Source organism: Gloeocapsa sp. PCC 7428 (assembly GCF_000317555.1).
GTDB lineage: Bacteria > Cyanobacteriota > Cyanobacteriia > Cyanobacteriales > Chroococcidiopsidaceae > Chroogloeocystis.
In genome coordinates, this window is record NC_019745.1 from 973,675 (window position 1) to 995,115 (window position 21,441).

The 21,441-nt window shown below is 41.3% G+C and carries 19 protein-coding genes and 1 pseudogene; 14 read left to right on the forward strand and 6 right to left on the reverse strand.

Annotated elements, in window-relative coordinates:
* Positions 1-54 precede the first annotated feature (54 nt).
* Entirely contained in the window at positions 55-927 is an 873-nt protein-coding gene (locus GLO7428_RS04310; RefSeq protein ID WP_015187339.1) for a helix-turn-helix domain-containing protein, read from the forward strand.
* 113 nt (positions 928-1,040) lie between these two features.
* Complete coding sequence (locus GLO7428_RS04315) at positions 1,041-1,781, forward strand: WecB/TagA/CpsF family glycosyltransferase (RefSeq protein ID WP_015187340.1); 741 nt, start codon at positions 1,041-1,043, stop codon at positions 1,779-1,781.
* 115 nt (positions 1,782-1,896) lie between these two features.
* Here the strand turns inward: GLO7428_RS04315 and GLO7428_RS04320 are convergent, their stop codons facing one another.
* Together GLO7428_RS04320 and GLO7428_RS04330 are read right to left on the reverse strand one after the other, a co-directional pair.
* On the reverse strand, positions 1,897-2,763 hold the full coding sequence (locus tag GLO7428_RS04320; protein WP_015187341.1) for a phytanoyl-CoA dioxygenase family protein: 867 nt from the start codon (positions 2,761-2,763) through the stop codon (positions 1,897-1,899).
* Positions 2,764-3,536: 773 nt separating this feature from the next.
* Positions 3,537-4,052, reverse strand: a complete 516-nt coding sequence (locus tag GLO7428_RS04330; RefSeq protein ID WP_015187342.1) for a hypothetical protein — start codon at positions 4,050-4,052, stop codon at positions 3,537-3,539.
* Positions 4,053-4,385: 333 nt separating this feature from the next.
* Here GLO7428_RS04330 and dxs point away from each other — a divergent pair, with 333 nt between their 5' ends.
* From dxs to GLO7428_RS25875, 3 genes are all read left to right on the forward strand, one after another.
* Positions 4,386-6,293: a 1-deoxy-D-xylulose-5-phosphate synthase gene (gene dxs, locus GLO7428_RS04335; protein ID WP_015187343.1), complete on the forward strand. Its 1,908-nt coding sequence runs from the start codon at positions 4,386-4,388 to the stop codon at positions 6,291-6,293.
* 113 nt (positions 6,294-6,406) lie between these two features.
* Positions 6,407-7,468: an S-methyl-5-thioribose-1-phosphate isomerase gene (mtnA, locus tag GLO7428_RS04340; protein WP_015187344.1), complete on the forward strand. Its 1,062-nt coding sequence runs from the start codon at positions 6,407-6,409 to the stop codon at positions 7,466-7,468.
* A gap of 221 nt (positions 7,469-7,689) precedes the next feature.
* Complete coding sequence (locus GLO7428_RS25875; RefSeq protein WP_196797456.1) at positions 7,690-8,049, forward strand: N-acetyltransferase; 360 nt, start codon at positions 7,690-7,692, stop codon at positions 8,047-8,049.
* Here the strand turns inward: GLO7428_RS25875 and GLO7428_RS04350 are convergent.
* Complete coding sequence (locus GLO7428_RS04350; protein ID WP_015187346.1) at positions 8,046-9,143, reverse strand: ABC transporter ATP-binding protein; 1,098 nt, start codon at positions 9,141-9,143, stop codon at positions 8,046-8,048. The genes GLO7428_RS25875 and GLO7428_RS04350 overlap by 4 nt on opposite strands.
* 462 nt (positions 9,144-9,605) lie before the next feature.
* Here GLO7428_RS04350 and GLO7428_RS29395 point away from each other — a divergent pair, with 462 nt between their 5' ends.
* From GLO7428_RS29395 to GLO7428_RS04380, 7 genes are all read left to right on the forward strand, one after another.
* Positions 9,606-9,737, forward strand: a complete 132-nt coding sequence (locus tag GLO7428_RS29395; RefSeq protein ID WP_255348365.1) for a hypothetical protein — start codon at positions 9,606-9,608, stop codon at positions 9,735-9,737.
* 295 nt (positions 9,738-10,032) lie between these two features.
* Complete coding sequence (gene hepA, locus GLO7428_RS04355; RefSeq protein ID WP_015187347.1) at positions 10,033-11,883, forward strand: heterocyst formation ABC transporter subunit HepA; 1,851 nt, start codon at positions 10,033-10,035, stop codon at positions 11,881-11,883.
* An 83-nt stretch (positions 11,884-11,966) separates the two neighbouring features.
* Positions 11,967-13,043, forward strand: a complete 1,077-nt coding sequence (locus GLO7428_RS25880) for a glycosyltransferase family 2 protein (protein WP_015187348.1) — start codon at positions 11,967-11,969, stop codon at positions 13,041-13,043.
* 50 nt (positions 13,044-13,093) lie between these two features.
* A complete protein-coding gene (locus GLO7428_RS04365) occupies positions 13,094-14,311 on the forward strand; it encodes a glycosyltransferase family 4 protein (protein ID WP_015187349.1) in 1,218 nt (405 codons plus the stop codon).
* 6 nt (positions 14,312-14,317) lie between these two features.
* Positions 14,318-15,541 carry a glycosyltransferase family 4 protein gene (locus tag GLO7428_RS04370; RefSeq protein ID WP_015187350.1) on the forward strand — a complete coding sequence of 408 codons (1,224 nt, stop codon included), beginning with the start codon at positions 14,318-14,320 and terminating at the stop codon, positions 15,539-15,541.
* 17 nt (positions 15,542-15,558) lie between these two features.
* Positions 15,559-16,473, forward strand: coding sequence for a sulfotransferase domain-containing protein (locus GLO7428_RS04375; RefSeq protein WP_015187351.1), 915 nt, complete (start codon positions 15,559-15,561; stop codon positions 16,471-16,473).
* A 300-nt stretch (positions 16,474-16,773) separates the two neighbouring features.
* A complete protein-coding gene (locus GLO7428_RS04380; RefSeq protein ID WP_015187352.1) occupies positions 16,774-17,355 on the forward strand; it encodes a hypothetical protein in 582 nt (193 codons plus the stop codon).
* 24 nt (positions 17,356-17,379) lie between these two features.
* Here the strand turns inward: GLO7428_RS04380 and cobO are convergent, their stop codons facing one another.
* A complete protein-coding gene (gene cobO, locus GLO7428_RS04385) occupies positions 17,380-18,057 on the reverse strand; it encodes a cob(I)yrinic acid a,c-diamide adenosyltransferase (RefSeq protein WP_015187353.1) in 678 nt (225 codons plus the stop codon).
* 285 nt (positions 18,058-18,342) lie between these two features.
* On the opposite strand from cobO, the gene GLO7428_RS04390 reads away from it, so the two are divergent.
* Entirely contained in the window at positions 18,343-18,864 is a 522-nt protein-coding gene (locus GLO7428_RS04390; protein ID WP_015187354.1) for an O-acetyl-ADP-ribose deacetylase, read from the forward strand.
* A 40-nt stretch (positions 18,865-18,904) separates the two neighbouring features.
* Positions 18,905-20,011, forward strand: coding sequence for a deoxyhypusine synthase (speY, locus tag GLO7428_RS04395; protein WP_015187355.1), 1,107 nt, complete (start codon positions 18,905-18,907; stop codon positions 20,009-20,011).
* 270 nt (positions 20,012-20,281) lie between these two features.
* Here speY and GLO7428_RS04400 read toward each other — a convergent pair whose 3' ends face one another.
* Both GLO7428_RS04400 and GLO7428_RS29400 read right to left on the reverse strand, forming a co-directional pair.
* On the reverse strand, positions 20,282-20,956 hold the full coding sequence (locus GLO7428_RS04400) for an HAD family hydrolase (RefSeq protein WP_015187356.1): 675 nt from the start codon (positions 20,954-20,956) through the stop codon (positions 20,282-20,284).
* A 331-nt stretch (positions 20,957-21,287) separates the two neighbouring features.
* A pseudogene (locus GLO7428_RS29400) lies at positions 21,288-21,422 on the reverse strand (hypothetical protein); the annotation flags it as partial.
* Positions 21,423-21,441 lie beyond the last annotated feature (19 nt).

The following is a 21,441-nucleotide window of genomic DNA, read 5'->3' on the forward strand; positions in this document are numbered from 1 at the left end:
TTGATAGAAATTGCTCAAATGTGAAAATAATTGAAGACAAATTGGGGTTTGATTGTGAAGACAACCGTTCCGCATCAGCAAGAAACAACCTGCGTACCCATTTTGTCGAGTCAAAATCAAGGTTGGGAAAATATTCTGGTTGAGCAATTCCAACATCCTGCGGGTGAGGGATGGTGTCATTTTAGTGATGAACACGCGATTAATTTATCGCTTGCATCGCGTCCTGTCAGCTTGGTGCAAATCCGAGAAAGTAAGACATATACAGGACTATATGGGAAAGGCGACATTTCTATAACGCCTGCAAAGATGCCGTTTTTTGCCCGCTGGGATCGCGACGATCGCTACTTACAAATTCGGGTTGCGTCTGGCTTCATTAAGCGCGTTGCTAGCGAAATGCTTGAAAGCAATTTTGATCGGCTAGAGTTACTCGCTGAATTTCAAACTCGCGATCCGCAGCTTGAGGCGATCGCTATGCTGCTACTTGCTGAACTCAAACAAGAAAATTTAGCTGGCAAGCTTTACGTTGAATCACTAGCCAACGTACTTGCTGTGCATTTACTTAGATTTTACTCTGCTACTCAACCTCGTTTGGCAACTTATGAAGGTGGTTTATCCCAACGTCAACTTCTGCAAGTTTTAGAATACATCAACGAGTATCTCAGTCAAGACATTAAACTTGCAGACTTAGCCAAATTGATAGGGATGAGTCAATATCACTTTAGCCATTCGTTTAAGCGATCGCTAGGGATAGCGCCTTATCAATATCTGCTTCAGCAACGAGTCGAACGCGCAAAGCAGTTGTTGAAACAAACTGACCAATCAATCATAGATATTGCCTTTTTGTGTGGGTTCAACAGCCACAGTCATTTGAGCAAACAGTTTCGGCAACTTACTGGTATGACACCGAAAGCATATCGAGCGCAATAAATACAAACCTCAGCGATCACATTCCCTAATTTCCAAGAGTACGGTAAAATTTTGGCGTCTAGACAAGCTAGCCTTTTGCACATAAGCTTTGTAAGGTAGTGAGGAATTGCATAATGTCTGAGGCAGCACTTTTAGATTCTGTACTAGGGTTGCCAGTTCATCTGATGGATGACTATATCACTTGGTTGCGATCGCGTTTAGAACAAGGCATTGGCACGCATGTGATTACGCTGAATGCAGAAATGACGATCCAAGCAGAGCAGCATACCGCGCTAGCGCACGCAATTCAACAAGCTGAATTAGTCATTCCTGATGGGGCTGGAATTGTGTTGTATATGCTGCTGCGCGGTAAACGCATCCAGCGCTGTCCAGGAATTGAGCTTGCAGAGTTACTTTTGCACAATTTAGGGCAAACACCAAATTCGTCCCCTGTATTTTTTTACGGCGGTTCGCCAGGAGTCGCCGCCAAAGCCGCCAAAACTTGGCAACAGCGATCGCCGCATCTCCAAATCGTTGGGACTGAACATGGCTACTTGTCACCCATCGAATCCGAAAAATTAGCGCAAACGTTACAAAAGCTACAACCAAAATTAATTTTGGTAGGATTGGGAGTCCCGCGTCAAGAATTATGGATTACACAAAATCGCCACTTGTGTCCCCAAGCAACTTGGATTGGAATTGGCGGTAGCTTTGATATTTGGGCAGGTGTCAAATCGAGAGCACCAGCTTGGTTAGGCGATAATCATTTAGAGTGGTTGTATCGCCTGTATCAAGAACCTTGGCGTTGGCGACGCATGTCGGCTTTACCGAAGTTTGCTGGCAAAGCCTTAGTTCATCGGCTAACACAGATATAGGATTGCACGCTCTAGAGTAACGAGTGATATTAAATCCGGTTGATGAGCGATGATAAAAGTGGTGATTAGTAACTAGTGATGAGTGACTAGGAACTTGCCAAAGTGCCACTAGCCACTAACTACTAATAACCTCTACACCTTTTTGCAATGCGGTTCTGCCAAAAGAGAAGCGTTGACCGCGATAATCTTTCGCAGGGATGACGTAGCAAACTAGCGCGTAGCGGGTACTCTTGTCTTGCTGGTGCCATCCTTTATGTACTATTTGTTGATTAGATATGATCATGGTTCCTGCTTTAGCCAATAGCGGTACACCTTGGCGATCGCTATATAGAAGTTGAATATCTTCTTTGTAGTTGCGGCTATGTTTTGAACCGTATAGTACTTGCTTTATCCAACCATAGAAATAATTGATGATTCTTCGGTATGTATGTCGATGCGAACCTGGTATCACCGTATACGGTCCATTACCACACTCGTTGACATCAGTGAGATAAATAAAGACTTTGTATACTGTTTTTGTCACAGTATCAGTATGATATCCGCGTTTGGAGTTTGTATCTGGATTATCAATTTTGATTGAGATATTGCGCAACACAACACGTTCACCAATACGCGCTTCAAAAATGTCTTCAATGATGTGTGAATTGAATAATTGTGCGAGTTGATCGTCAATCTCTTGGGCATTCATAATCTGTTGAACGTCCAAGTCTACATCATGAATATCTTTTCGACAAAGTAAATAGCAATCTCCAGCAATGACATAGCTTTGATTATTGATATAAGAATCCGCAACCTTGATTAAGCGATCGCATTCTTGCTTATCCAAAAAATCCGGAATCACCTCATAGCCTTGCTCAGTAAACAAATTCTGCGGTTGACGTTGATATTCTTTGCGGTCATTAATAATTCCTATTATCTCTGGCTTAAAAACCGCTAATTCTCGCCGAAGACGTTGATTAAATTGTTTAAAGCGTCTAAGCATTGGAGCAGAAGTTGATGATTTTTTGTAACATTATGCTAAATTTTATACTTATGTAAGTTTTTTTGCAATTATACGTAAGCACGTAGTTTACTTGGTCAGTTTTCAGTAGAAACAGCGCAATTGAGTGAAATCGCAGTGTTGATAATTTAATATTTTTACATATAGAGGCGAGGAATATATAAAGTGTAGCTATGAACAATTTCCGTATTTATCGCTTTAGCTGATAAATATTAGCTAGCAGTTAAAAGTTATGACGAAAAATCAACTTGTCGAGGATGTGACTGAATGCAAGAATTATCTACGCCCTGCCATTTTGCTCAGAATTACTGAATTGGCTACATTCGCGAGTAGGATATATTACCTTATTTTAAATATTCAACTAGAGAAATTACTAGCAAAGCCATCCATATAAAAGGAATAAAGGACGCATCCTCAACAAACAGCATCACGCGTTTCAAATGAGTCAGTATATTTTTGACAAAAACTTGAACAAACTCAATCAGTGCAGATAAGAGGACAAGGCACACTTCAACTAAACAAATCAAGTCTCCAGGTGCATCCTGCAAGTCAACAAAGGCTATAAACCCCTCTCTCAAGCCTGAAAAAGGGGTATGTCATCAGCGAGTTGGTTAAGCCTAAATTTATTCTCTACAAGCAGAAGCAAGGCGACTAGACTCACCAGGCTAGCAGTACTAAAGCTGTCATCAGCTAAGCGAAAACAATCGAGCATTTGCTCAACTTATAGAGTTGTTACTTATAGTTACGAACTAAAACTATTTTTGAGTAGAATTTTGTTCTACAAAGTTGAGTGTAGTTGTGGGGTTCGAGCAGTTAGGATTACTTAATGGATAGCGCCCGTACTTGAAAGTGAATTGACCTCCAGGACCACGCCCGTCAAATCGAGTCACTTGCAGCGTATACCATCCACGGATAGAAGTGAGCGCGACAATTCGCGGACGAAGTCCATTGAAGTCATCATTGACCCAAAATTGATTATCAGGCGAAATGAGTGCAAGCTCGGTATCCACGTTCTGAGAAGTTACCGCCACTCTTAAACATTCATTACCTGCCCTGAACAATTGTACGTTGAATGGGATGCCTTGGGTAAAAGGTTGTTCATATACGTAATTACCCGTAATTGAAGAACCACCACAGTCTAAACCTGTACACGTAGATTGCGGAGTTTGTAAAGTAGCCCCTGCCCAAACGAGATTCGACGGTACAAATAAGCTGCAAATAGGAATTGCAAAAGCAAATAATTGCTTTGGGCTATAAATTGTTTTTCCCAAAAGATTGACCTCATGATTAACTTAATCTGGTAAGTTATGGCTGCTACTGCCAACCGGAAACTTACTGATTTGCATAAATTATCTATGTGTAATTACGTACATCTCACAAAATGATACAAAGCTTAAAAATATACTGACCAAGAACAATAACATTATCCGAACAATTGAAACTTTAACAATGAATTGCTTTGCTCGCTTTTGTATTGTCATTGCGTTTGTTGTTGCGGACGACTAGCCGATCGCTGACAGCAAAACGTACCAGATCCCCGTGAGTTTGGGTAGGATTTTTAATGGGACAATCATTAAAGATCAAAGCCAGAGAGTACCCCGAATATGCACCTGAGTGAAATCACCCATCCTAACCAGTTGCACGGCTTATCGATTCGCCAATTGCAGCAAATCGCCCGTCAAATTCGGGATAAGCATTTGCAGACCGTGGCGGCGAGTGGCGGACACCTTGGACCTGGATTAGGTGTGGTGGAATTAACACTAGCGCTTTACCAGACCCTAGACCTCGACCAAGATAAAGTCATTTGGGATGTAGGTCATCAAGCCTATCCACATAAACTAATTACTGGTCGTTATAGCCAATTTCATACACTGCGGCAAAAGGACGGTGTAGCAGGCTATCTAAAGCGCTGTGAAAGTCCTTTCGATCACTTCGGCGCGGGTCATGCTTCCACAAGCATATCGGCTGCTTTGGGCATGGCACTCGCGCGCGATTTAAAAGGCGAAAAGTTCAAAGTTGCTGCGGTCATTGGTGATGGTGCCTTGACTGGTGGTATGGCATTAGAAGCGATTAACCATGCAGGACACTTGCCAAAAACCAACCTACTTGTGGTGTTAAACGACAATGAAATGTCAATTTCTCCGAATGTAGGTGCAATTTCGCGCCATTTGAATAAAATGCGTTTAAGTCCGCCAGTTCAGTTTCTTTCCGATAATTTAGAAGAACAAGTAAAACAAATTCCTTTTGTCGGCGATTCCTTAGAAACCGAACTCGAACGGTTTAAAGAGGGAATGAAGCGGCTAGCAGTACCCAAAGTTGGAGCCGTCTTTGAAGAATTAGGCTTTACATACATGGGTCCTGTTGATGGGCATAACTTAGAAGAACTGATTACGACCTTCAAGCAAGCACACAAAATTGGCGGACCGGTACTTGTTCATGTCGCGACTGTCAAAGGTAAAGGTTATGCGATCGCCGAACAAGACCAAGTAGGCTATCACGCGCAGTCGCCGTTTAACCTGACAACAGGTAAAGCAATTCCTTCGAGTAAACCGAAACCCCCTGGATACTCCAAAGTTTTTGCTCATGCTTTGGTAAAACTTGCGGAAAATAATCCTAAAATTGTGGGAATTACAGCCGCAATGGCTACAGGGACAGGACTCGACAAATTGCAAGCGAAACTTCCCCAGCAGTATATCGATGTTGGTATTGCGGAACAACACGCCGTCACTTTAGCCGCCGGCTTAGCTTGTGAAGGAATGCGCCCCGTCGTTGCGATCTACTCAACTTTCTTGCAACGCGGCTACGACCAGATTGTTCACGATGTGTGCATCCAAAACTTACCTGTGTTCTTCTGCATGGATCGTGCAGGAATTGTCGGCGCAGATGGTCCGACGCATCAAGGAATGTATGACATTGCTTACTTGCGTTGCTTACCTAACATGGTGTTGATGGCACCTAAAGACGAAGCCGAGTTACAGCGGATGGTCGTCACGGGTGTAAACTACACCAATGGTCCGATCGCGATGCGCTATCCTCGCGGTAACGGCTACGGTGTTCCTTTGATGGAAGAAGGTTGGGAACCAGTAGAAATCGGCAAAGGCGAAACGCTACGTCATGGCGACGATGTTTTGCTCTTAGGATTTGGTTCAATGGTGTACCCAGCAATGCAGGTAGCTGAAATTCTCAGCGAACATGGCATTCAAGCAACAGTCGTCAACGCGCGGTTTGCTAAGCCACTTGATACCGAATTGATCCTACCATTGGCACAACGCATCGGACGTGTTGTGACGTTGGAAGAAGGTTGTCTGATGGGTGGCTTTGGTTCGGCAGTAGCGGAAGCGCTGCTTGATGCAGATGTTGTCGTACCTGTCAAGCGATTTGGCATACCTGATACCTTAGTAGACCATGCTTCCCCCGATCAGTCTAAGGCAGAATTGGGTTTAACCAGTCCCCAAATTGCCCAAGAAGTGTTAAAAGCCTTTTTTAACAAAACACTTTCGTCGGTAAGCTAAAGGAAATTTATGGGCGTACACTTGTGCGCCCGTACACACATCAAAGCTGAGATCCATCTTTTAATTAAACTGAAGACAATTCTCTTGCTTAGCGCACTTTTGAGCCTCGAACTATGTCCTCTTGCCCCTCTCAAGTTTTTCCCGTTGTTTGGTATGAAAACTCAGTTTTACTGATCGATCAGACGCGGCTACCCCACGAGTATGGATTTGTCGAAATTCACCGCTGTGAAGATATGGCGCAGGCGATCAAAACAATGATTGTCCGAGGCGCGCCTGCGATTGGGGTTGCAGCAGCTTATGGAATGTATTTAGGGGCGCGCGCTATCCAGACTCAAAATCGCGACGAATTTTTGCATCAGCTAGAAGAAGTCGCCGTGATGCTACGCGCAACACGTCCGACGGCGGTTAACTTGTTTTGGGCGATCGCCCGAATGTTAAAAACAGCGTATGAAACATTAGGTTCAGTTGCAGAAATTCAACAAGCTTTGCTGCAAACCGCACAAACAATTAATGCCGAAGACTTGCAAACGTGTCAAGCAATCGGCGATCGCGGTTTAGAAGTTTTACCCTCTACTCCAGAAAAACTGAATATCCTCACACACTGCAACGCAGGTGCGTTAGCAACAGCAGGCTATGGTACAGCTTTAGGCGTCGTGCGTTGTGCTTGGGCTAAAGGGAGATTAGCGCGAGTTTATGCTGATGAGACACGTCCGCGCTTACAAGGCGCAAAACTAACGGCGTGGGAATGCGTTCAAGACGGAATTCCCGTTACATTGATTACCGATAGTATGGCAGCACATTGTATGCAACGCGGATTAATTCATGCTGTTGTTGTCGGTGCGGATCGAATTGCGGCGAATGGCGACACCGCGAATAAAATTGGTACTTACAGCTTAGCAATTGTTGCTCAAGCGCATAATATCCCGTTTTTTATTGCGGCTCCGCGTTCAACGATTGATTTTGCGTTAGCAAGTGGTAGCGAAATTCCAATTGAAGAACGCGACGCAAGCGAAATATATGCAATTGGTGACACGACAATTACTCCCGAAGGAGTTGAGTTTTACAATCCAGCATTCGATGTCACTCCCGCAGATTTGATTAGCGCAATTATTACTGAATACGGTGCCTTTGCTCCAAATCAGCTACAGGAAAAGTTACAAGCAAATCTGGTTTGAGGAATAATAAGAACTTACGCAAAAGTATGAAAAAACGAACCACAGAGGACACAAAGGACGCAAAGGATAAAAGTTTCAGCGCGTTCTTGTGTAAGTTCTAGAGTATGTAAGAGGCGATCGCAATGCTTGGAAACTCCTTGGATTTACAACTTACTTTTACTCCTTGTAATCCCCAAGTGCATAGCGCATTCATCCGGTCATTAACTAGAGAAAATTTTTATTTGGTAATAAGTCGTACCATTGGTTGGGATGAAGAACTTCACCAACAAGAACCGCGTCCAGAAATGTACACGATGGTGTATGGCAACTGTAAACTCATTGGCTTTTTTTCAATTCGAGAAGCAAGCGATTATCTCTATATCCATACTATTCAGCTTGTAGTATCATTTCGCGGTCAGGGATATGGTACAACATTGCTACAACACATAGAGAACATCGCGAGGACAAAGAACCTACAGCGCATCCAGTTGAGTGTATTTAAAGAAAATCCTGCCCAACGACTATATCAAAGACTAGGTTACAAGCCCATAGCAGAGGATGAATACCTCATCCGTATGGAAAAGTTATTGGAAGTTAACTAACACGGATATAAGCGATCGCCTGTATTTGAGTCAAAGATAAATAGCTGGTTCACATCAAGCCCTAGTGATAAGCGATCGCCTAAGCGTAAACGGATTGCGCCCGCCTGTTGAATATTGACTTGCACGCTCGAACCTAGTAGACTCGCACGAATTAAAGTTTCTCGCCCCAACGGTTCTACTACCTTAACTTCAACTGTTAAAGCAATCACCTCTTGGTTTTTTTGTGGTTCGTTAATAAATAAATCTTCTGGACGAATTCCTAAATCTACTGCTTGTCCCTCAACTAAGCGTAAGGCATTGCGAACGTGCATTGAACAAGGAATAATTTGATTTTCAACTACAAAGTTTCCATTTTTATACTTTGCAGGTAAAATATTCATCGGCGGATTGCCCAAGAAAGTTGCAACCATGCGATTTGCAGGTTGAGCGTAAACGCTTTGCGGTTCTCCGATTTGTTGAATTCTACCTTGGTTGAGGACGACAATGCGATCCGCTAAAGTCATTGCTTCAACTTGATCGTGCGTGACATAAACTGTCGTGATGCCCAAATTTTGATGCAACTGTTTTAATTCTGCACGAGTATCGTCGCGTAGCTGCGCATCTAAATTAGACAAAGGTTCATCGAATAAAAATACTTGCGCTTCGCGGGCGATCGCGCGTCCTAGTGCGACGCGTTGTTGTTGTCCTCCAGATAATTGCTTGGGTTTTCGTTCTAAAAGATGTTCGAGGGACAGCGATCGCGCGACGGTTTCTACCCTTTGGCGAATTATTTTTGCATCCACTTTGCGCATTTGCAACCCAAAAGCCATATTTTCTGCGACTGTCATATGCGGGTACAGTGCGTAATTTTGAAATACCATCGCGACATCGCGTTGACGCGCAGGAATAGTGTTGACAAGCACATCCCCAATGTATAAGTTCCCGCTTGTTGCTGTTTCTAGTCCAGCGATCGTCCTTAAAATTGTAGACTTACCACATCCTGAGGGTCCGACAAGTACCCAAAATTCTCCGTCAGGAACTTCAAACGTAATATCCTCGATTGCAGTGACGTTGTTGAACTTGCGTTTAATATCCTCTAGACGAACTTTAGCCATTACACAATCCCTGAACCACAATAAGCTGCATATCATGTTTTCGGGAACAGAGAAACCCTGTTTTATCTCTAAATTGTAGGTTGGTACAGTGTTTTCTAAGTCCTGCTTCGACACAAAGCCCTTTTTTGTCGCCGCTACAACTTTCTGAGTTTGAACTTAGTTAATAAACTATCAGAAATCATCGTTTGCTAAATTTGTACTTACAATTAATAAGCATGGATGCCATCTGCGTTAAGATCCTTTGGTTAAAATTAACTTGTGATGCATTTAAAAAACAACTCAGCGGTTGACAGCATTATCATTAACTCGCAGTATTTTTTCAAAAATATTCTACTTTGACTTATTGTCATACAAGAAACTGTCACACAGCTTTCGGCGAAGACCTATGCAGTCCAGCTATTTTAACTATGCAATCCCTAGGTTGGTTGAGTTTTTCAGACTATGTACTTACTTTGCTTTTTTGTGTCATCTTACGCAAGAGCGATCGCTGAGATACTTAAAAATCGCTTTCCTCAATTTTTGAATAGCGGAGGATGTAGTACCAACTTCGTCAACCAAGCCGCGATTGGTAGCAGCAAAAATACTTTGATGTAATTATTTGTATATTATAATACGTTGCACCGTGTATTAAACGGTGATATATTGTCTGTAATTAAAAAATTGTTAACAATAGCGGCACACGGAGTGTTTTCACAAGTAGTTATGTCCAACCCTCCAACTAAAGCTTCACAATGCCAGCTAAAGTATCTATTTGATTTTTTAGGTAGCACTACTTATAACAGAAAAGATAAGCTCAATAAAAAAATGTTATTGTAGTGCTCATTTCTATTCAACTTTTGCTGATATCAGCATCGGCTATAAATTTACTCCTACTGCAAATCTATAAGTAATGAACTCCAGAATTTCGCAACCATTCCGCAATTTGTTAAGTGCTACAAAATTTTGGCAAGAGAACTACTTTTTAATTAGAGAATTCCGCAATTTTCGGAGTATTGCAGTCTTAGCGATCGTCTTTACTATAGTTGCTGCACTATTTGAAGGCATTGGAGTAGGATTTATTCTGTCGTTTTTGCAAAATCTAACGAATCCAAACGCTCAACCAATTCGCACCGGAATCGAGTGGTTTGATATATGGTTTTTGGGTGTTAATGTGCCTGCTTCTGAGCGTGTCTATCGAGTATGTGGCTTAATTTTATTGACAACTCTTTTGCGATCGCTCTTTACTTATTTGGGTCGCCTCTACACGCAAATTGCCCAATTTAAGTTAGTTTATTTCCTGCGCAAGCGAGTATTTGAATTATTTCAATCATTAAGCTTACGGTACTTTGCCAAAACAAGGTCTGGTGGTTTGGTACACAGCATTACGACTGAGATCATGCAGCTAATGCAGGCATTTAATTTCGTATCGGTAATCCTGACAAAATTTACGATATTATTCGTCTACATTATTTCGATGCTCTTGCTGTCTTGGCAACTGACAATTGTTACTGTTCTGCTCTTTAGTTTAGTATCCGTAGGCATGACAGCACTTTTGGGGCGCGTACGCGAGGCAAGTTTTGAAAGAACAAGAGCCGCAAGGCAGTATACTTCGATTTCGCTCGAATACATTCATGGCATTCGTACAGTGCAAGCTTTTGCGGCGTACAACTTTGAAAGAAAAAGATTTGATGAAGCTAATTCTAACTTTCTCAAAGCTACGACTAAAGCTGTATCAGTTTCATCAGTCATTGAGCCACTTTCTGAAGGTGTTGCAACAGCAATTTTGGTTGGGATGCTGCTATTAGCATTTTCAGTCTTAATTCCTAGCGGTCAACTGCAAGTATCCTCGCTATTAACTTTTCTGTTTGTATTATTGCGAATTATGCCACTGCGCCGACAAATTGATGGTGCCAGAGTACAGCTAAGCAATTGTCAAGGATCGTTCAATAATATCAGAGAATTACTGCAAACTGAAGATAAGCCATTCTTTCATAATGGCAACAAAAAATTTGTGGGGTTGAAGCGCGCAGTTGAGTTTGTTGGAGTAGATTTTGGTTACGATGCCGATGAAATTGTCTTACATAATATTAATTTGACAATTGAAAAAGGCAAGATGACAGCGCTCGTTGGAGCATCCGGCGCAGGTAAAAGTACTTTAGCCGATTTGATTCCTCGATTTTACGATCCTACGCATGGTCAAGTGTTAATCGATGGCGTTGATTTGCGAGAATTCAATGTTTACACTATCCGCAATAAATTAGCTGTTGTCAGTCAAGACACTTATATCTTCAACACATCAGTACGTGAGAATATTGCGTATGCCTTAGAAGGTGTAGACGATGCAGCCGTTGTTGAAGCAGCAAAGCTTGCTAATGCGTTGGAGTTTATTCAGGAGTTGCCACAAGGATTTGAAACACAGTTAGGCGATCGCGGCGTTCGTTTATCAGGAGGTCAACGCCAGCGAATTGCGATCGCGCGGGCCCTGCTGCGCAACCCAGAAATTTTAATTCTGGATGAAGCAACAAGTGCCTTAGACTCGGTATCGGAACGATTGATTCAACAATCACTCGAAAAGCTAGCTGTTGGGAGAACCGTGATTGCGATCGCGCACCGTTTATCGACAATTGTTCGTGCAGACAAAGTTGTTGTTTTAGAACAAGGTCGGATCGTTGAACAAGGAGGATATCAGGAATTACTCGACAAACGTGGCGAACTTTGGAAGTACCACCAAATGCAGCATGAATACAGCCAAGCAGGATAAGTGCAGCGCACTTTAAAAGACATTTCGCAACGACAGTACTATTTAGACTCCAACTTCTATTCACGACTACAGCAGTTAATCACATGAGTCTTCATGGGAACAATCAAATAGGACAAAATCAAAGTTCGTCGCAGGTTTCGATTGTTATTCCTACCAAGAACCGCTACTTACTTTTATTAGAAACAATTGAATCAATCCGCAGACAAACTTATGCCAACTGGGAAACGCTAGTCGTTGACGATGGTTCAACCGACGAAACCGCAGCGCAAATGTTGGCACTATCAAAGCAAGAACCGCGTATCCGCTTTATCAGACGCACTCAAGGTAATGCAGGTGCGCCCGCCTCGCGTAATGTAGGAGTTTCTCACGCGACAGGCGACTATATCATCTTTCTAGATTCGGATGATTGCTTAGCGCCACACTGCTTAGAAAAACGCGTTGCCATTATGGATAATCACCCCGATTTAGACTTTGGGGTATTTGCTTGTCAGGTGTTTTGCGATCGCCCAGGAGATCGCGCCTTGTTGTGGAATCGAGAAACCCAAGACCAAGAAAATGACCTCGATCGTTTTTTATCTTTAGATGTTCCTTGGCAAACAACGAGTCCCATTTGGAAAAAAGAAGCATTACAACGCTTAGGATCGTGGGACGAAAGCCTGATCATTTGGCAAGACTGGGAATTTCATCTACGCGCATTAGTTAAAGGATTAAAGTACAAACGATTTGCTCAACTCGATTGTTTTTGGCGAATGCCTGTAAAAGAGCGAGATTCCATTGGTAAAAAAGGAATCACGGCGGAATATCTGCTTTCTAACGAACAACTGATCGCGGATGTTTATGCGATGCTTTCCAAAGCACAATTGCTCAATTCGTACCGCCGCTATCTTGTCGCCGGACTTTATTTTTGGCTGGCAACGCAATGGTCAACTTATGTAAAGTCTACCTCTGAAGCTGTCAGAGTTTGGTCGATTTGTCGGGAGAAGAATTTAGTTAACGATCTAGAGTACTGGGAAGGTTTAGTTTATTTTAAAGTACGACGCACTCGCTATATACGACGCCTAGCGCGAGAATACCTCAGTTTTCGTTGGCCTGCATATCTCATGCGTCAAAGGCATCCTGTAACATTACAAAATACACCCATGTCTACTCAATTAGCTTAATTAAGCTCAATACGTCAGTCTATCTTTCCTGCCTTTTGACCGAGTAATGTATGAAAATCCTCTTTACTATTTCACATTTAATGACCGGAGGTGCGCAAACCTTTGTGATTCGATTAGCAAGTGGTCTAGCTAAAGATCACGCTGTCTATGTTTATAACTGTAATTTCTTCCCAATTACAGATAATTCTTTAATCGATAGATTTCCTGATACTGTTAAAGTTATTTCATTCTTTCCTCCTTCATCGCGCACGTTACTTAATCGAGCTTTATCAAAAGTAGAGCGCTGGACAGCAAAAATCGGTAGAAAAATAAAATTTCGGGAGGATTTACGGAAATTACACTTCAATTATATTCTCAAAAAACTCAATATTGACTTAGTGAATAGTCATCTCTATCACGCCGATAACTTCGTTGTAGAAACTTTAGAAACAGCATCTATCCCTATTATTGTTACCGATCATGGCGATTATAAATATGTTATAGAACAACAACTGAGCGATCGCAGTAGCACTGATAAAATTTTTAATCGAATTAACGGAATCGTTGTTTTGTCTGAAGATAATGCTACAGCAATTTCGCAGTATGTATCAAATCACTTGCCTATAAAAAAAATCTATAACGGTGTTGCAGAACCTCAGGCGGTTCAATATCCTGTTTCTGGACGAGAGAAACTAAAGATACCAAAAGAGGCGCTTGTCTTTGGTATGGTGGCTAGAGGAATTCCTGAAAAAGGCTGGTTCGAGTTAATTCAAGCATTTGAACAAGTAATGTATTCAACTCAGCAAGAAGTACACTTAATTCTTGTCGGTGACAGCGAGTATCTGCAAAATTTAAAAGCATCACTCGCTAACAAAGCTGCTAAAGTACACTTTGTCGGCTACTCTGCTGATCCTAATTATTGGATCGAGTGTTTTGATGTTGGGGTGTTACCCACTTATTTTGACGGTGAAAGCCTTCCCTACTCGATCATTGAATATTTGTCTTTTGGGAAACCAGCGATCGCCACTGATATGGGAGGAATCCCTGAAATGATCAAGCACAACGATCAAACAGCAGGCTTTATCATTAATCGCCAAGCGGGTAAAGCCGATGTCTCTTCTCTCGCTGATGCTATGCTGGCATACATTAATAATCGATCGCTCCGTGAAGAACACTCTCAAATTGCGAAACAAGCTTTTGATAAGTTTAATATTGAAAACTGTGTTAAAAGCTATGAATTATTTTTCCAACAAGCGTTAAAGCAGCATGAGTCTTCTATTCTCCCTTAACAGCCAATGAATGTACTACATATAAATCAATCTGATATAAGTGGAGGAGCAGCAATTGCCGGTTATAGATTGCATCAAGGTTTGCTAGCTCAAGGAATAGATTCTCGCCTTTTAGTTAAAAAAGCACAAACAACTGAGCGCGTAACTGTTACCCCCGAAAAAAACTATATAGAAAACCAACTACATCGTCGTATATCTAAACCTTTAGGCTTAAATTATATTCACTTTTTAAGTACATTCAATATTCCTAAATATAAAATTTATCAAGATGCTGATGTCCTTAACCTTCATAACTTACATACAGGATATTTCAATTATTTAGCAATACCAAGATTAACAAAGCATAAGCCAGCAGTTTTGACACTTCATGATATGTGGAGTTTTACCGGACATTGCTCATACAGCTATGACTGCGATCGCTGGAAAACAGGTTGCGGAAAATGTCCTTATCCCCAGGTTTATCCAAAAATTGAAAAAGATAATACTCACATAGAGTGGAAACTGAAAAACTGGGTTTATCGTCAGTCGAATTTAAATATAGTTGCGCCGAGTCGATGGCTGTACGAACAAGCCAAGCAAAGTATCCTCAGTCGCTTTCCGATTCATCATATCCCCTATGGTATCGATACCCAAACCTATCAACCCCGCGATCCCGAACAGTGTAAAGCACACTTAGGAATACCAAAAGGTAAAAAAGTACTGATGTTCGCTGCGGATAGCGTAACTGAACGTCGCAAGGGAGGAGATTTATTAGCGCAAGCATTGCAAAATTTACCGAGTAGCTTAAAAGCTGAAACCGTATTGCTCATCTTTGGTAGTAGTGGTGCTGCAATTGCTCAAACTGTAGGAATGCCAACAATTGACCTGGGCTATCTTACCACTGACGAATCAAAAGTAGCTGCTTATTCAGCTGCTGATTTATTTGTTTTTCCTACGCGCGCAGATAATTTACCATTAACCTTACAAGAGAGTATCGCTTGTGGTACGCCGATAGTTTCCTGCAAAATTGGTGGTGTTCCCGATCTCGTGCGCCCTGAGGTTACAGGTTACTTAGCTGAACCCGAAAATGCTCAAGATCTATCCAAGGGTATTATATATCTTTTAGAAGCGCAAAATTTGCGGGAACAGATGCGCCACAATTGTCGGGCGATCGCACTTCAAGAATATCCTCTAGAACTACAAGCTAAGCGTTACATAGAACTCTATTCTCAGTTAACTAAGAATATATAAAACATATAATCATAAGAATGATAAAAAATACGCGTTGGTCAAATTTTTTTTTAGAGTTAAATTCAGATTATAAACAGGCAATTCTTCTAGCAGGAACTGGAAGAAGTGGAACAACTTGGGTTTCTTCTATAATTAACTACAATAATAATTATCGAGATATTTTTGAACCTTTCCACCCTTACAAAGTTAGTAAGGTTGAGCATTTTAGATACCGACAATACTTAAGACCAGATAATAAACAACAAGAATTTATTCAACCAACAAAAGATATCTTATCCGGCAAAATCAGAAATAGATGGACAGATCAATTTAATCAAAAAAGATTCTGTCATAAACGGATGGTTAAGGATATTCGGGCAAACTTCTTATTAAAATGGCTAAATCAGCACTTTCCTGAAGTTCCGATTACTCTATTATTTCGACATCCCTGTGCTGTCGTTAACTCAAAACTTCACTTAGGATGGGGCGATCATCTCGACGAATTATTAGCACAACCTGAATTAGTCGAAGACTTTTTACAGCCGTTTAGACACGAAATTGAAGCAGCTAAAACTGATTTTGAAAAGCAGATTTTTCTATGGTGCTTAGAAAATTATGTTCCTTTGCGACAGTTTGCGCCAGGAGAAATTCATCTAGCATTCTACGAAAATTTTTGTAAAGATCCTAAAGCAGAAATTGAAAGCTTATTTAAATTTTTAGGCAAAAAATTTGACGATACGGTCTTTGCAACTCTTAACAAACCTTCGGCTACAAGTAGAAAAGAAAGTGCGATTATTACTACAGGGAATGTAGTAGACAGCTGGAAAAAACATATTACCAGTGAACAACTGCAAAGGGCAATGGAGATTCTTAGTCTTTTTGGATTAGACGCGATCTATTCGCAAGATCCTCTACCAAATGCCAAGGGTGCGTATACTTTAATGGCAAAATAATGGTGCAGTATCACTACTAGCTTTAGTGCTTTGTGTCATTTGTTGTATATTGGCAGCTATTATCAATTGCTGCTAGACCATCTCTTGACTATGACATAACATTTCTGGAAACTGCTTAATTGCCTTTGTAGAAATAACTATTCCCTTATTGTTCTAGTTTTGTCTATTTACCTAAAAGAAGATTCTCTTGATTTAGTGTTTAAGTTCTGTTGAAGATAAAGTCCAACTTTTGAAGGAACAATTAGATATAACTAATTAGCTATGCTTTAAGTAACGCTGAATAATGCCCCTACTTTATAAATGAAAGTTCATAAGTTATTATCATTATGTCGTTTATCGCTGCAAGTTCCACTGGCTAGCTTACTCTTGGGAATGGGCATGATTACGAGTGAGGTAACATCAGGAACATACTTAGCGATCGCCACTCCATCGCCGAATCATTCTCTTACTAAAGTATTAGACAAAGATACTTTTCAAGCTTTACGCGGAAAATTACCACAAAAAGACGGTGTGTATTTATATGGTAGAGCACCGCAGCCACAACAACTAGGGCAAGAATATATGGTGTTTGAATTACACCAAGGTAAGGTGACAGGGGCATTTTATTTACCTTACTCAGAATTTAGTTGCTTCGCTGGTAATATCGATTCGGGTGAACTAGCGCTGATGGTTGCGAATGCGCCCAGCGTCGAAGAAGAATCAGTAACACCGCAAAGCCCACAACAAATCGCCGCCGCAGGAAATAAACCGCAAATAGGGGAAGAAGCAAACGCGATCGCCTACCCGTATGCTGTCGCTTTGCAAGAATACTACCAACTTCCTGAAGTTAGTGACAGCGATCGCCAAATATTACAAGCTTGTAAAAATCACCATCCAAATTAAAGTATTACTAAAACAAAGCTAATATTAAAACTCAATTCCTGGTTGTGCTTTTACACCTTGTTCGCGAAACGGATGCTTGACTAAAGTCATTTCTGTTACTAAGTCTGCACATTCAATTAAAGCTGCGGGTGCGCCTCTTCCTGTCAAAATAACGTGTGAATCACTCGGCTTTTGCGCTATCCCAGCTAAAACTTTATCAACGTTTAAAAAACCTAATTTGATGGCGACATTGACTTCATCTAACAGTACTAATCTAAAGTCAGGATTACGAATGTAGTTTAACGCCGTTTCCCAAGCTTCATTGGCTTTTTGGATATCGCGATCGCGGTTTTGCGTTTCCCAGGTAAAGCCTTCACCCATTGCGTGAAACGTTAATTGATCTTTCCAATGACTGAGAACTGCTTTTTCAGCGGGTTCCCAAGCGCCTTTGATAAACTGAATAACGGCTACTTTATATCCATGACCAAGCGATCGCAACACCATTCCAAGCGCTGCTGTCGTTTTTCCCTTACCATTACCAGTGTTAACAATAATTAAGCCTTTCTCTTGTGATGCTTGCGCGACACGCTTTTGTTGTACTTCTTTACGCCGCTGCATTTTGCGCTGATACTGTTCTTCTGTTAATGATGAAGCCGTTGCTTCTTGATTCAAGCGTTCAGCTTCTATATCTGGATTTAAGTTTGTGGGAGTGTTTGCTGTCATTGGTTAAATAATTGCATTTATAACTTATTATTACTTTCATTAATAATAAATATATCATAACTACTGAACTTCGATAACGCAAACTATCATTATTTATATTTAATTTTACTTTTTATTATAACTAGGAAAACAATTTATATTAAATGTGTATCTTTTTAATTCACTAAACAGATTTTACTATATTTTTAAATATCAATCTCACAATAACAAAAGAGTGCTAAAGTTCATTTTTTATGAGTGTAAATAGTACGATTAAACATTTTTATAATAGTAAGAAAAATTGATATGAATCAACGAATCAACGTGATTATCGGAGATATTACGCAACAAAATGTTGATGCGATTGTCAACGCTGCCAATAACTCGCTGTTAGGTGGCGGTGGTGTAGACGGGGCAATTCACCGCGCAGCAGGACCTGAATTACTCAAAGAATGTCGTCAACTCCAAGGCTGTGCAACAGGAGAAGCAAAAATTACCAAAGGCTACAATCTTCCAGCAAAATGGGTTATTCATACTGTAGGTCCCGTGTGGCGGGGCGGACGCCAAGGCGAAGATGAACTACTTGCGCGATGTTACCGTAATAGCTTGGCACTCACTTTAGAACATCAAATTCAAACAATTGCGTTTCCCGCAATTAGCACGGGTGTTTATAGATTTCCTGTAGATCGCGCTTCCCGAATCGCAGTGAGTGAGATTCAGCAATTTCTCAACGAGAATTATACTCTTGAACAAGTGATTTTAGTTTGCTTTAGTCAAGATGCAGGCGATCGCTACCTAAGCGCCCTCCAACAAATTGCCAAAACCTAGCTACATTAGATCGGGGCGATCCATCAATAGGAGTGAATTCATGGCAATACCTAGCAAAAAAATTGCACCAGTACCAATAGCATCGGATATCGGTGTCGTGGAATTAATTGATAACTACTTCACCGCATACAATTCAGCACGACTACGCGAAATTTGTCAACTACTTAGCCGCGAAGTCTTGCGCGAAGGTGTCACAGTAGGCATGAGTATATCAGGCGCAATGACTCCCGCAGGTTTTGGCGTTTCAGCACTTGCACCACTCATTCGTCATGGTTTTATTGACTGGATTATTAGTACAGGCGCTAATCTCTACCACGATCTGCATTACGGCTTGGGAATGAAGCTATATAGCAGCAGTCCCTTTTTAGATGATGTCAAACTCCGCGAGCAAGGTACAATCCGCATCTATGACATTATTTTTGATTATGATGTCCTGCTCGAAACCGACGCTTTCATCCGCAAAATTCTCCAAGCCGAACCGTTTCAAAAACGTATGGGAACCGCTGAGTTCCACAACTTGCTAGGGAAATACGTCCGAGAAATCGAAAAACAAGTTGGCGTGCAGCATTCCTGTTTATTAGCAACAGCTTACGAATGTGGCGTTCCGATCTATACATCTTCTCCTGGCGATAGTTCGATTGGTATGAACGTCGCAGCATTGTCTTTATCAGGCTCTAAAATGACGATCGATCCATCAATCGATGTCAATGAAACTGCGGCGATCGCCTACTGCGCGCGCGAATCTGGTATTTCTGATGTTGAAGGGAAAAGCGCTGCTGTGATTATTGGTGGTGGTAGCCCGAAAAACTTCCTGTTGCAAACGCAACCGCAACTTCATGAAGTCTTAGGATTAGAAGAACGCGGACACGACTATTTTATCCAAGTTACCGATGCGCGCCCCGATACTGGTGGACTTTCCGGCGCAACTCCGAGTGAAGCCGTTAGCTGGGGTAAAGTTGACCCTGAAGAGTTACCAAGTACGCTCGTTTGCTATACCGACAGTACGATCGCATTACCTATCATCACCGCCTACGTGATGAATCAATGTCAGCCGCGTCCGTTGAAGCGCTTGTACGACCGCCGCGAGGAAATGTATAGTAAACTCCAGCACGACTATCAGCAAGCACAATTAGTCAGCGCTAGTTGAAATGATTGCAGCTTCTGAGTTGTCATTAGCCTGACATGGCATCACACATTACTGAGGACAAAAAGACAGCAAGAAAACATTTTCTGTACTGAATCATTGAGTAACTTTCTTGCTTTTAGGGAGCAGTCAAATCACGCTGCTCCTACTTTGTCTGTATATCAGTTTGATTAACAACTGATTTGTCCTACTGCGATCGCTCAATTTTGTCACAGCCTATCGGAATTAACCGCTCCCTCTTCAACCGTCAGGTGCATAGGCTTTGTTAGTTGTCTAGCAACTACTCTCAAATTGCTGAAGAATAGAAGGAATTTCGTCAAGTTCATCAATGATTGCATCTGCCCCTTTTGCCTCTTGCCAGTGCAAACTTCGTTTCCAAATTGCCTTCATCTCTACATTTTTCGCACCCATTATATCCGCTTCAGGATGATCTCCAATAAACACACTGTTCTTAGCTATCACTCCCAATCTCTTCGCGGCTCTGTGAAAAATTTCTGCTTGCGGTTTTCTCACTTGCTCAATTTCAGAAATTAGGATCACTTCAAAGTAGTCTTGAATCCCTAATCCTTCAATCGCACGAGTTTGAAACGTTCCCAAACCATTACTCACAATACCCAACGAGTAACCTTGTTGTTTCAATCTAGTTAACATTTCAACGAGAAAAGGAAAGGGGACACAATGACCCTGAAACTGTGTTTCATAATCCTGAAGCAACGCCTGCCAACTCACCTCCCTAATCTCAAATTCTGCAACTAGCTCTCGATAAACCTTATCCTTCCAAACATGACCGTGACAATCTAATTCGATGAATCTACTAATGTAATTGGCTTTAGAAATGTGATTCAAGTGAGTGATGAGCCTATCATATTGAGCAGCAACGAACTGTTTAATTGATGTATCGCGATCAAGTAGCGTTCCATCTAAATCGAAAAGAACTGCCTTAGCCATTCATCGAACTCCCAACGACTATCTCAAAACTGTACCTCAACGACCGAAACGAAGATAGCTAACTCTTTATTAAATTGGAACTTTCTAATTATCATATATGGCATAAAAAGTATGGATTTTCTAGATATCATGATTAATATTTATTCTATTAAGAATCTATTTGAATATAGTTTTACAAAAAACAGTCCTAACAAACCATGTTTGTGAACTCGCCTTGAAATTCACCTTCATAAAAGAGCGCTTGTGTTAATTAACACTTATAAAATTCAATTAATATAAATTCATCATTTAAACAAATAAGGTGAGCATTGCTCACCCTACATAATCTCGATTAAACCACTTGCGCTACGTGATATGGACTTGTTAATCGGTCGATTTTTTGTACTAACAAACTGAGGAATAAGCTAACATCGGTAGCAACACCAACTGATTCTACGGAACCGCGATCGCTCAATTTTGTCACCACCAATAGTTGGAAAACACCT